This is a genomic window from Corynebacterium sp. ES2775-CONJ, from assembly GCF_024814515.1.
Taxonomy (GTDB): Bacteria; Actinomycetota; Actinomycetes; order Mycobacteriales; family Mycobacteriaceae; genus Corynebacterium.
In genome coordinates, this window is sequence record NZ_JANUXT010000003.1 from 252,993 (window position 1) to 265,471 (window position 12,479).

Sequence of the window (12,479 nt, forward strand, 5' to 3'; positions counted from 1 at the left end):
CAAAGTTTTAAAGGCATTCGAATATATAACTTAGGAGTAGTATTATCTTCGCTATGCCCGTAAAGAAGACTGGACCAAAGCCTAAATTCAATGAATCTGACCTAGTACGTATTGCTCTCGAACGTGGAGTGGATAAATTCACCCTTGCCGATATAGCTCGAGAACTAGGAGTTTCCAGTCCATCGCTATACCGCCTCGTTCAAACACGCAACGATATAGTGCATCTATGTTTAGAACACGGACTATCGCAACTGACCTTGCCGAAGGACGAGATGGGTTGGCAGGATGCCTTACGCTTTCTGGTTAAGCAATTATGGGATCTTTTTGAGCGTTATCCTGGTTTCGAGAAGGCCATGTTAGAAACTCCAGCAGCTCATGTGCATGCCCTCGACTACTACAGGGATATCTCAGGCTATCTCGTTGCAAAGGGTTTCCCCGTTGATTACGCCAACGTAGATTTTCTCATCACCATGTTGGGTGAGCTAACAGTCACCGGCCATATCGCCCACTCCACCCTGCAAAGGGTTCATGAGGGTGGCGAAACAGGACTCAATGAAGCCCGTGAGCGTATTTCCGGAATCTCTGATCAAGCTTTCAGCCCTCTCGAAAGCTGGATGGACGCTGGCAAGCTCGGCCAATATGTCGAGCGCATTATCCAAGCTGTCGAAGATCAGATTGAGCTCGAAAGGCTTCGTGCCCAACTGTCATAGCTCGAGCTGCTCTCCTCGCTCCATCCATTCCATTTCCAGGCCCTCAATATCCTCACGGATCACGCGGGCCTTCTCCCCTAATGTCATCAGTTCACTGACGTTATGAGCGGCGGCGGCCATCTGAGCATCAAGCTCGGTGAGCTGTTCGCGAAGTTTTTCCACCCTACGCTCGAGAGCTTTCATCTCCTTCTCAACGCGCCTTTTTAAAGCTGGGTCGATCTGCGGCTGCGGCTGATGCACCTGAGCTTCTCCCTGTTGAATGAGCCCAGAAGGAGTGTCAGCTAGTATTTCCTGCCGTCGTTGTAAGTATTGCTCGATCCCACCAGGAAGGTTACTCAAGGTGCCATCACCATAAAGGGCCCATGTGGAATCAGCGATACGCTCGATAAGATATCGATCGTGCGAGACCACGACAAGAGTTCCTGCCCAGTTATCCAGAAGAGATTCCAATTCCTGCAAGGTATCAATATCAAGGTCGTTGGTGGGCTCATCCAAGAGCAGCACATTCGGCTCAGCCATGAGCACTCTGGTTAGCTGCAAACGTCGGCGTTCCCCACCGGATAGGTCGCCCACTGGTGTACGCTGGCGCTTCGCGCTAAAGCCAAGACGTTCGGCTAGTTGAGACGCGCTGAGCTCCTTAGTACCTAGCTGTACATAGCTTGCCACTTCTTCCACGGCATCAAGGAGTCGAATATGTGGATCCAAATCGTCGAGTTCCTGACGCAGCCATCCTATGCGCACGGTTCGCCCTTCAATACGACGTCCAGCACTGAGTGGATAAGCACCAGCGAGCACTCTTAACAGCGTGGTCTTACCGGAACCATTGATGCCTACGAGGCCAATTCTCTCGCCGGGCCCTAAACGCCAGGTGAGATCTTCAACAAGAACTCGATGGTCCTGAGTTTCGATACGGGCATTTTCCAGCTCAATGACAACCTTGCCCTGGCGTTTCTTTGAAAAAGCCATGAGCTCCACGCTGTCGCGCGGTGAAGGGACATCAGCGATGAGCGCCTCGGCGTTCTCAATGCGATAACGAGGCTTAGAGGTGCGTGCGGGCGCTCCTCGACGCAACCACGCTAACTCCTTGCGGGCTAGGTTTTTACGGCGTTGCTCTACGGCATCGGCTTGGCGTGACCGTTCCGCGCGGGCAAAAATCCAATCGTTATAGCCACCGTCGTAGATGTCGACGTGACCATCGTGGACTTCCCAGGTCTTGGTCGCGACAGTATCGAGAAACCACCGGTCGTGGGTGACTACTACAACCGCGATTTTGCGGGCAACAATATGAGCAGCCAGCCACTGGACACCCTCAATGTCAAGGTGGTTGGTGGGCTCGTCGAGAACGACCACATCGAGTTCTTTAACGAGGGCTGCCGCTAAATTTACACGGCGTCGCTCCCCACCCGACAGCTCCCCCACTTTAGTGTCCAGCCCGAGCCGTGCAACCCCTAAACCATTAAGCACTTCACGTACTCGCGCATCACCAGCCCATTCAAAGGTGGCTAGTCCCAACGGACGCAACACGATGTCGGCTATGGTGGCCTGTGGATCAAGCTCAGCGCGTTGAGTAACTACCGCCATCCTCAGGTCCGTAGTATGACTTACTCGCCCAGAATCTGGAGGCTCGATCCCCGTGAGAACCTCTAACAGAGTAGTCTTTCCCCCACCATTTAGTCCCACTACGCCAATGCGATCTCCGGACTGCACACCTAAGCTCACCTCATCGAGAAGGGTTTTTAAGCCGAATGACTTCGAGACTTCTGCCAGATTGATGAGATTAGCCATGATGTATCCGTTCAATATATGCCCCGCGAGCTGGACCGGAAGCGATAGCAGTGCGGGCTAGGGGTGAGAGCGCACGGGCGATAGCGCGTGCGCTCTCTTCATGAGGACTGAGGAAAGCACACGTCGGCCCCGAGCCGGAAATTATGCCCCGAAGAGCTCCGGCGGATTGACCCGCGGCGAGAATATCTGCAAGTGCTGGTTGAAGTTTTAAGGCGGCGGGTTGCAAATCATTGCACATAGCTTCCGCCAATGCATCCGCGTCACCGAGTCGAAGCGCAGCTTCTGCCCGCGAGGAGTCCATATGGGAAATACGATCCATAGAATCCAGGGTACGAAAAACCTCAGGTGTGGATAAGCCGGTATCCGAAAAAACAAGAGCAAAGTGGAATTTACCTTTGGACTCACAAGGCCGGAGCTCATCACCTCTTCCTTGACCAAGAGCTACACCACCGAGGATAGTAAATGGGATATCAGCACCCAGCTGGGCACCTAAGGATAACAGTTCTGCCTGACTGAGGCGACCGCCCAGCATGTGGTTAGTGGCCACCATGGCTGCGGCGGCATCGGCACTCCCACCGGCCATTCCACCAGCTGTCGGAATACCTTTCTCAATAGTAATCTTGAGACCCTGTGTTTTACCGAGGCGCCCATAGCGCTGCAGCACCAGTTCGGCTCCCCGCCACGCGAGGTTACGAGCGTTGGTTGGCACCCCGGTCTCCGCGCAATCAAGAGTGGTGACCCCAACCCCCGTGGTGGCCTCGACGGTAATGGTATCGCTGAGATCGAGAGCCATGAAAACTGTAGAAAGCTCATGGTAGCCATCGTCTCGTATGGGCCCCACCCCTAAATGGATATTCACTTTGCCTTGGGCTTTGGCAGTTACTTTCGATATTTTAGGAACCTTCGGCACTTTAGATGTCGCTCCCCCCGGCGTGAGCCAAGCGAATAAAATCATTTATGCCAAGCTTTTCACCGCGAATAGCAGGATCAATTCCTGCACGTCTGAGAGCATTTTCGGCCTGAGCTGCCGATCCATAGAATCCTGATAATGCCGCGCGCATGGTTTTGCGGCGCTGGAGGAAAGCAGCATCAATAAGTGGAAATACCTGCTGCCTCAGAGAAAGATCATAGGGACGAGTGCAATCGATACGAACCAAGCCGGAATCTATTTTCGGTGCGGGCCAAAAGACGGTTTTACCGATGGAGCCGGCTCTTTTTACATCTCCATAAAAGGCAGCTTTGACGCTCGGGACACCGTAAACCTTACTGCCGGGTTTTGCCGCTAGCCTATCGGCAACTTCTGCTTGCACCATCACCAAAACTCGTTGGATTGAAGGAAAAGTTTTGAGCATATGCAAGATTACTGGCACCGAAACATTATATGGAAGGTTAGCAACCAGAGCCGTGGGGTTCGAGAGATCAGTCGAACTTATCCGCAACGCATCCGCTCCCATCAAGGAAAAACGAGAGGCGAAATCTGGGGCGTAATCAGCTATCGTCTGCGGTAATTGACGAGCCAAGTTTTGATCAATCTCGATAGCTGTCAGATGCTGCGCCTGGTCGATTAAGCCGAGGGTCAAAGAGCCTAGGCCGGGCCCCACTTCGACGACGTGCTCTGAAACACCTTCGTCATTGAGTCCAGCTGCATGAACGATCATGCGCACTGTATTGGGGTCGAGAAGAAAATTTTGACCCAGCTTTTTTGTCGGGCTCACCCCCAGATGGTCCGCCAGCTGACGAATTTCCTGGGGGCCTAGAAGTCGAGGCGGTTCGAGGGTCTCCATAGCAGATAAATGTACCCTTTTAGAGAATATTTCTCTAAAAGGGTACCGCCCTTATTTCTTCCACGCAGGGTTGTGATCAAAGGCGAAGCGGTAATAGTCCGCATGCTCGAGAAGTGATGCCGCCTCTTCGTCAACGATCACGGTAGCGTGATTGTGCAATTGCAGTACTGAGGCCGGGCATACGGATGCGAGCGGTCCTTCTACAAAATCTCGTACTGCCTGAGCCTTATTGGTCCCCGTGGCAAGTAACAGCAGATGTCGGGCTTCGGAGATAGTGCCCAGTCCTTGGGTGAGAACATGGATAGGAACCTCATCCTCGGATTCAAAGAAGCGAGCGTTATCCTTGATCGTTTGCGGATGCAAAGTTTTCAGACGAGTGCGAGAACGCAGGGAGGAACCTGGCTCGTTGAACCCAATATGTCCATCGGTTCCAATTCCAAGAAGCTGAATATCTACGCCACCGGCCTCTTTGATAGCGGCATCGTAGGCTTTCCCAGCCTCAGTGACATCTGGGGCTGTCCCATCGGGACTCTTCACCGCGGTGTCATCGATATCTATATGGGAGGTAAATTCGTTCCGAATGGTGGCATAGTAGCTCTGCTCATGTGTGCGAGGTAGTCCCACATATTCATCGAGGAGGAAGGCTCGGCATTGCGCGAAGCTTAACCCTTCTTCGCGATGACGACGGATGAGCTCACGATACATCGCCAGCGGGGTGGAACCAGTCGCTAGTCCCAACGTTGCCCCTTCGGTGGCATAGCCTTCGTAGACATCGGCTGCGCGCAGTGCCACTTGGTGGGCATCAGGCATAATGATAATTTCCATAATTACTAACTCCTTTTTTAGTATGACAATTCTTTACCCAAGCGATAAACGCTCTGGATTGATAGATCCTCATCCATAATCACGAAATTGGCATCGCGGCCCATCTCTAGCTCGCCCGAGTTAAGCTGCAATAATGCAGCAGCATTCTGAGACACGAGGGGAACCATGTCGTCTAAGGTCCACCCTTTGGCGGTGTGCCGACGCAGTTGTTGGTGGATGGTGGACGTACCCCCGGCGATCGCTCCGCCGTGGGTGAGACGAGCGACTCCGTCGCTGACTGTCACCGGGAGTGCTCCTAGCACGTAGTCTCCGTCGCCCAAGCCAGCGGCAGCCATAGCATCGGTTATGAACATAGTATTATGAGGCGAACCATTGCGCACCATATTGACTATATGGTCATTAAGGTGAACACCATCGGCAACGACCTCTACTGTCACCAGGCCCTGCTCAGCGGCGTCGATAAGCGCGGTTGCTGCTCCTGGTTCACGGTGATGGATAGCTGGCATAGCGTTAAAAAGGTGCGTCGCAGTCACAGTCGCCCGCTTGCTGAGGGCATAATCAACAATCTCCCAAGTGGTATCGGCATCAGCGTTCGTATGCCCGAGGGAGACAATGATATTGTGGGCAACACACACATCGACAAGTTCCTTAGCATGAGCAGTTTCTGGGGCGAAGGTGACAGAGCGCATGGTGCCCTCGCTGCTGCTAGCAATCCGATTAAACATCTCTGGATCTCCGGGCATAATGGCATCAGGATCCTGAGCGCCACATTTACCTGGATTGACGAAGGGGCCCTCCATATGAATTCCGGCTATTTCACCCTCGTAAGTTAGTTGCGCAAGAATTTTTGTTTGCTCGGTCAGGATCTCCTCAGTTGCAGAAACTAGAGAGGCGAGCATCGACGTAGTGCCGTGCATAGCGTGGTAGCGTGCAGCTTTGCGACACCCAGCAAGGTCGGAGTTAGGGAAAGACTCCCCTGCCCCGCCGTGGTTATGGATATCAGTAAAGCCAGGGAAGAGAATGGGCAGCGAATCTGGATCCTCGTCGAGAACCCTCAGAGCCGAGATTGCACCGTCCGTTACCTCCATCTCCATGGGGGTGATTCCCTCACGATTAACGACACGTCCGCGGAAAATATCAGCCATTACGTATTGTCCTTTGTTCGAGCAAGATATGCGGCGCCCACGAGTGGTGCGTTAGTACCGAGAGTCGCCTGAGTGCACGGAATATCCTTAAGAGAAGAAATGAGACCTGAACGCAGACCTTTTTCGAAGGGCGCGAGGGTTTCCGGCAAGGTTCCTACTCCACCACCGAGAACTACGGCGTCGACATCATAAGAGTTGATAAAACCGGCAATCGCCTGCCCCACGCACTCCTGGCTTTTATCGATAAGTGCGCGCGCCTCCTTGACCCCTGCTCGGTAGTCCTGCATTACCGGGTGCAAAGAATCGGTGCCATAGGCTTGAGACATCGCTGGACCTGAACCAACGTGTTCAATCGGAGCGCAGCCTCCCTGTGGAGTGGGTCCCAGGAGATAAGCGATTTCTCCCCGATTGAAGTGGGGGGAATCAATCAATTCGCCCCGACTAATCAGAGCTCCCCCGATGCCAGTGCCAATGGAGACAAAGAGAACTTCTTTGTCTGCACCGATGCCATAGACGGCTTCTCCCAATCCCATGACGCGCACGTCGTTATGAAGAGCGATGGGAAGCTGAAACTCTTCGGTGATGCGTTCAGTAAGTTCGGTTCCGACCCAGCCTGGCATGGTGGGGCCCGCATATAGAATGCGGCCGTTCCCTACCACGCCTGGGGCTCCGATTCCGATGCGCTTTGGCTCCAGACCAGCTTCTTTGGCCTGCTCTCGGCTTTCTTGAATGGCGGCTATTACTTCGCGTAAGACTACCTGGCCACCCTCTTGAGCCAAGGTTGGACGAACGCTGCGAAAGAGCACTTCTTTAGGCTTGTCATCGAGGACAATTCCCGTGGCAATTTTGGTGCCACCGATATCGACGGCAATGCTGACCATACTTTATCCTTAATTGAGTTTCGCCACTGCTTCTCGCAGCGGAATATAGTGATGGTGGACTGCAGTTTTGAAGGCCTCAACATCACGGGCGGCAACGGCTTTGACCATGACGGCATGCGATTCAATGGTGCGTGCGTAGTCCGAAGAGATATCAAGGCTGAGCATGGGCACCGTTCGGTCGTGAATCTGCCAAAGGGCGTCGGAAAGCTCCCGCATAAGTTTATTAGATGTTGGTGCTAGTAGCTGCCGATGAAACAGACGGTCCTCGCGGGTAAAATGGCCGCGGTTTTCGTAGCTCGAACGCATTTGTTCAACCGTGATGAGCATATCCTCGATACTTGCGGAAGTATGCTTGTCAATTAGTTCTGCGGCCAGTGCTGATTCGATAGCCTCCCGCGTAGCAACTACCTCGAGGAGATTTTCCCCAGCGTTACGGGGATCGAGAGTCAAACGCAGAACCATCCCACGTACCAGCGGACTCATGCTCATTTTCGAAATAAAAGTACCCTGGCCACGACGGATGTGGACGATATCGAGTGACTGCAATGTTCGCATAGCCTCGCGGACGGAGCTGCGCGAGCACTCTAGCTCTTCACACAGGGTAGTCTCGGAGGGCAATGCATCCCCCTCACGAAGTCCGTGGGTTCGGATATATTTTTCTATTCCGGCTACTGCCTGCTGGGTAGTACTCACAGCCATGAGAATATATCCTTTCTGCCACGGTATAAGGGGGATGGGGATCCCATCAATTAGTATTCGATAGCCTGACTAAACCACGAGGTAATCGAGGTGGGATGAGTAATGGCGGTGCCCACACAGGCAGCATGGATCGGGCGAGTAAATACTTCTTTGAGCTGACTTATGGTGTGGATGCGGCCTTCGACGATGATGGGTCGAGTGATGTGCTCACATACAGCGTCGATAAGCTCGAAATCTGGTCCCGCGGTTTTTTCTCGATCACCGGTATATCCGGCGAGCGTCGTACCTATGAGATCAGCTCCAGCTTCCTCAGCCCGCAGGGCGTCATCGAGGCTACCGCAGTCAGCCATGATGGCGACTCCAGGGAATTCTTCGTGGATACTACGCACAGCATCGGCGAAAGACTCCCCTCCTAACCGGGGCCGATTGGTGGCATCAATAGCCACAATCGAAGCCCCGGCTAAGGCGCACGCACGAGCGTGAGCAGTAGAAGGGGTGATATACACTCCATCATGTCCGTACTTAATCAAGCCGATCACTGGGACTTCAACTGCCTGGCGCGCAGCTGAGATGTCGACGACACCCTGGACGCGAACCGCAACCGCTCCACCTGCAACTACTGCTTGACACATTCTGGCAGTGACTTCAGGAGTTCGCAGTGCCTCGCCTGGATAGGCTTGGCAGCTCACAATGAGCCCCTTTGTTTGCTCAATGATGCTGGTGATATCCGTGCTCATTATCGTTTAACCTTCTTCTAGAGAACGCCGTGAGCCTTGAGCAGTTCACCAATTCCTTGAACCACTTCCGCACTTTGAGTACGCACAGGAGCTGGCATCGTATTGCTGGTGAAAACGCCTTGGAGCATCAGAGAGGACTTGAAAGAACCTACGCCGGCGCCGTAGCCGTGCAGGTCTTGGGGTACGAAAACAATGCGCATCAGATCCGCAAGTCGATCCTGTTCGGCGCGTACGGTCTCCCAGTCGCCATTTTGGTAGGCGTTCCACTGGCGCACATAAGCTGCTGGATCAACGTTACCCAAACCTGGAACTGCTCCATCAGCCCCGGACAAATAAGCTCCGTCTACGACAACTTCGTGGCCGGTGAGGATGGTCAGAGGGTGGCCAGCGCGTTCGTTATCTTGGACCAAGAAGCGGAATGATACGTCGTCACCTGAGGAATCCTTAACACCAGCGAGAACACCTTCTTGTCCAAGACGTACGAGCAAGGTGTGCGGTAGTTTCGTGTGAACACACACTGGAATATCGTAGGCGAAAAGTGGCAACTCGCAGGCTTCGTGAATGAGGCGGAAGTGACGCTCAATCTCTTCGAGGCCCTGGAGTGCGTAGAAGGGGGCGGTAGCCACAATCGCATCGGCGCCGAGTTCCTGGGCGACCTTGGCATGTTCGATAACACGGTTGGTCTCTGTATCGATGCAGCCCACCAGCACAGGCACCCTGCCCGCGTTGAATTCAACTGCAGCAGCAATGATTTCCCGGCGCCGCGCGTCAGTGGAGAAAACGACTTCGCCTGAGGAACCGAGGACGAAAAGACCATGGCATCCTGCATCAATGAGTCTATCAATTAGACGTTTGAAGCTCTCGCGGTCGAAGGATCCATCTTCGAGTAGTGGGGTAACGAGCGGAGGGATGATGCCATGAAATTTCTTATTCATGATGATGTTAAGGACCTTTCCGAAAAGGAGAAAAAGATGAAGTATCCTCCAGTGCCCCGGAGGAGGAGGTTACGACCTCCGGGGCACACTGAGGGTGAAACTAGTAGAGCTTTTGCGATTCCTGCACCAATGAAGGAACTGCGGAGAGCAGCATCTTGGTGTAGTCATCATGGGCGTTGTTGAAGATATCGGTCGTCGACTGTTCTTCGACTACCGAACCCTTATACATCACCGCGATGCGATCAGAAATAAAGCGGACAGTATTGATGTCGTGGGAGATGAAAACCAAACCAAGTCCGAGGCGTTCCTTCAGATCTACGAGAAGGTTAAGTACCTGTGCACGCACCGAGACATCGAGGGCGGAGGTCGGTTCATCGGCGATGATGACATCAGGTTCTAGAACCAGGGCGCGAGCAATAGCCACGCGCTGGCGCTGGCCACCTGAGATCTGGCGAGGTAACACGTCGAGGGCCGACTGAGGTAGACCCACTAGATCGAGGAGCTCCTTGACGTGGGCAACGCGCGACTCCGGGGTGCCAATGCCGTGGACCTTCATAGGATCAGTTAACGCATCGCGGATGATCATACGAGGGTTGAGGGCGGTTGCGGGATCTTGAAAGACCACCGAAACAGCACGTCCAATTTCCTTGCGCCCTGAAGCATTGAAGTGTGCCGGTTTGCCACGGAAGAGAACCTCTCCCCCGGTAGGCTTCTGCAAGCCCACCATGACACGCGCTGTAGTTGACTTACCGCACCCTGATTCACCCACAATGCCTAGGGTTTTACCCTTAAACACCTTCATGGACACATCATTGACGGCATGAACCTTATCCGGCCGGAAGAGTTTACCAGTACGTGAGGTGTGAACCACGTGGACATTTTTCAGCTCAATAACAGGGACGTCCTGTGGAGAAGTCATGTCAGTGCTCCTTAACTCTTAGCAATCGGACGGTTGTGAGCGTCGAGGTATTCTGGAAGCTCCGCATACCAATGCTCGGGACCAACCTCAACGGGGACGGTACGGGTGTCGATACCCACAGTCGGGTGCGAGGAACGCGGAGCGAAACGATCGCCCGTAACAAATTCGCGAGGCGAAGGCACTGTGCCGGGTACCTGGTGGAGCCTTTCGGCTCCGGATTCGATCGAAAGCACAGCCCCCAGCAGACCCTTGGTGTATTCGTGGGTTGGGCTGGTCATAAGCTCGGCAGTTGGTGCCTGCTCGACGATCTGACCTGCGTACATAACGGTGACGCGATGCGAGACCGAGGCCACAAGGGCGAGGTCGTGCGATACGAAGACCATGGCGAATCCAAGCTTTTGTTGCAGATCGTGGAGCAGGTCAATGACCTGCTTTTGAACCGTCACGTCCAACGCGGTTGTCGGCTCGTCTGCGATGACCAATTTAGGATCGCGAGTGAGCGCCATAGCAATGAGCACACGCTGACGCTGTCCACCGGAGAGCTCATGGGGATAAGACTTCAAGGTGCGGTCAGGATCGAGGCCCACCAATTCAAGAAGGTCTTCAGCGGTTCGCGTTCCGCCGCGCGAGGTCAGTTGCTTCATCTGTGAGGAGATAAGCATCGAGGGGTTGAGGGAGCTCAGAGCATCTTGGTAGATCATGGCAATTTCATGGCCACGCAAGGAGTTGTGCTCCTTGGGATCCATACCGACTAGCTCGTGTCCGTCGAAAAGGATTGAACCAGTAATTTCTGCGGTATCAGGGAGCAGACCCATCACCGCCATAGACGAGATGGACTTGCCGCATCCGGACTCACCCACTAGACCCATAGTTTCACTCGGGCGAACGGAGAAGGAGACATTATCCACAATAGCCACATCACCGTGGGCTGCTGGGAACTTGATGGTGAGGTTCTTGACCTCGAGTAGTGGAGGTTGCGCGCTTTTCTCTGGGCTTAAGATGAGGCGATCATCGCGGGAGATTTCAGAAATGCGCAGCGCATCCAAGCGCTCGCCAAGAGATTCCTTCTGGCGAACATACTCGCTGACGATATACTCATTACGCTTTTCGACTTCATCCTCAGTTGCCCCGATGAACTTGGCATTACCGCGAGCTCGAGGTGCTGCTAACGCATCAGTGAGACCCTCGGAAAGTACATTCAGAGACAAGGTGGTGATCAAGATCATCAGACCTGGGAAGAATGTGGGCCACCAGAATCCTGAAGTCAAAAGTTGCTTACCGTCGGCCAGGATATTACCCCACGATGGAGCAGGTGGCTGAACTCCAGCTTGGATAAATGATAGCGAGGCTTCGAGTACGATCGCATCGGCTACCAGCACCGTCGCGAACACCATAATGGGAGCGATGCAGTTACGGGCAACGTGTTTAAACAGAATCCAGGACGTGCGAGCACCCATGACCTTGGTAGCGGAAACATAATCTTCACCAAACTGTGAGAGTACGTTGGCACGAACGATACGGGAGAGCTGCGGCACATACAGGAAGCCAATGGAAAAGACGATCACGCCGATTGTCTTACCGAGGGAGGCTACGAAAACAGCAACCAAAGCGATGCCGGGGAAGGACATGATGATGTCCAAAATACGCATGAGGATCTCGGAAACTACCTTGCCAGCTGTTGCTGCGATGGAGCCGAGGACCGCGGCGAAGACTAGTGCCATTGCGGTAGATAGGAGGCCAATGGCGAGGGAGTAGCGAGCGCCATAGGCTACACGAGCGAAGACGTCGCGGCCGGAGGCGTCGGTTCCAAACCAGAAGGTGGAATCTGGCGGAACGACTGGGACTAGTGCGCTATTAGCTTGTTCATCGCCAACCACCGAAGGATCGAAGGGAAGCGAGGTGGTGAGAGGATCAAATTTGGTGATCAACGGCGCGAAAATAGCCATGAGAATCACAAGGCCGAGCATACCAACGGCGATTTGCGAGCCTACGGGCAAGCTGGATTTTTTGAATCGCAATCCAGGCGTGCTGAGCTTTTGGGTCATCTTCTTGCGTATCA

Annotated in this window: 12 protein-coding genes; 1 reads left to right on the forward strand and 11 read right to left on the reverse strand. The window is 53.7% G+C overall.

Translation table 11 applies throughout. The features are described 5' to 3' along the window. Positions 1-53: 53 nt before the first annotated feature. Positions 54-710, forward strand: a complete 657-nt coding sequence (locus tag NXT01_RS05160) for a TetR/AcrR family transcriptional regulator (RefSeq protein WP_259078286.1) — start codon at positions 54-56, stop codon at positions 708-710. Here NXT01_RS05160 and NXT01_RS05165 read toward each other — a convergent pair. The 11 genes from NXT01_RS05165 to NXT01_RS05215 all read right to left on the reverse strand — a co-directional run bounded on the left by NXT01_RS05165 (position 705) and on the right by NXT01_RS05215 (position 12,477). Beyond that, positions 705-2,495, reverse strand: coding sequence for an ABC-F family ATP-binding cassette domain-containing protein (locus NXT01_RS05165; protein ID WP_259078293.1), 1,791 nt, complete (start codon positions 2,493-2,495; stop codon positions 705-707). The genes NXT01_RS05160 and NXT01_RS05165 overlap by 6 nt on opposite strands. Further along, a complete protein-coding gene (locus NXT01_RS05170) occupies positions 2,488-3,405 on the reverse strand; it encodes a 4-(cytidine 5'-diphospho)-2-C-methyl-D-erythritol kinase (protein ID WP_396124748.1) in 918 nt (305 codons plus the stop codon). The genes NXT01_RS05165 and NXT01_RS05170 overlap by 8 nt, the downstream gene beginning before the upstream one ends. Position 3,406: 1 nt before the next feature. Beyond that, on the reverse strand, positions 3,407-4,279 hold the full coding sequence (rsmA, locus tag NXT01_RS05175; protein WP_259078297.1) for a 16S rRNA (adenine(1518)-N(6)/adenine(1519)-N(6))-dimethyltransferase RsmA: 873 nt from the start codon (positions 4,277-4,279) through the stop codon (positions 3,407-3,409). A 51-nt stretch (positions 4,280-4,330) separates the two neighbouring features. After that, a complete protein-coding gene (nagB, locus tag NXT01_RS05180) occupies positions 4,331-5,104 on the reverse strand; it encodes a glucosamine-6-phosphate deaminase (protein ID WP_259078299.1) in 774 nt (257 codons plus the stop codon). A gap of 17 nt (positions 5,105-5,121) precedes the next feature. Next, positions 5,122-6,249 (reverse strand): N-acetylglucosamine-6-phosphate deacetylase, encoded by a 1,128-nt coding sequence (locus NXT01_RS05185; RefSeq protein WP_259078301.1) that lies wholly within the window; start codon positions 6,247-6,249, stop codon positions 5,122-5,124. Beyond that, positions 6,249-7,130, reverse strand: a complete 882-nt coding sequence (locus NXT01_RS05190; protein WP_259078303.1) for an ROK family protein — start codon at positions 7,128-7,130, stop codon at positions 6,249-6,251. Before NXT01_RS05190 ends, NXT01_RS05185 begins: the two co-directional genes overlap by 1 nt. Positions 7,131-7,139: 9 nt before the next feature. Then, a complete protein-coding gene (locus NXT01_RS05195; RefSeq protein WP_259078308.1) occupies positions 7,140-7,829 on the reverse strand; it encodes a FadR/GntR family transcriptional regulator in 690 nt (229 codons plus the stop codon). Between the two features lie 50 nt (positions 7,830-7,879). After that, the gene (locus NXT01_RS05200; RefSeq protein ID WP_259078310.1) at positions 7,880-8,566 is read right to left on the reverse strand and encodes an N-acetylmannosamine-6-phosphate 2-epimerase; all 687 of its coding nucleotides are present in this window, start codon (positions 8,564-8,566) and stop codon (positions 7,880-7,882) included. Between the two features lie 17 nt (positions 8,567-8,583). Next, entirely contained in the window at positions 8,584-9,501 is a 918-nt protein-coding gene (locus NXT01_RS05205; RefSeq protein ID WP_259078311.1) for a dihydrodipicolinate synthase family protein, read from the reverse strand. Between the two features lie 100 nt (positions 9,502-9,601). Next, on the reverse strand, positions 9,602-10,420 hold the full coding sequence (locus tag NXT01_RS05210) for an ABC transporter ATP-binding protein (protein ID WP_259078313.1): 819 nt from the start codon (positions 10,418-10,420) through the stop codon (positions 9,602-9,604). An 11-nt stretch (positions 10,421-10,431) separates the two neighbouring features. After that, on the reverse strand, positions 10,432-12,477 hold the full coding sequence (locus NXT01_RS05215; protein ID WP_259078452.1) for a dipeptide/oligopeptide/nickel ABC transporter permease/ATP-binding protein: 2,046 nt from the start codon (positions 12,475-12,477) through the stop codon (positions 10,432-10,434). Positions 12,478-12,479: the final 2 nt, after the last annotated feature.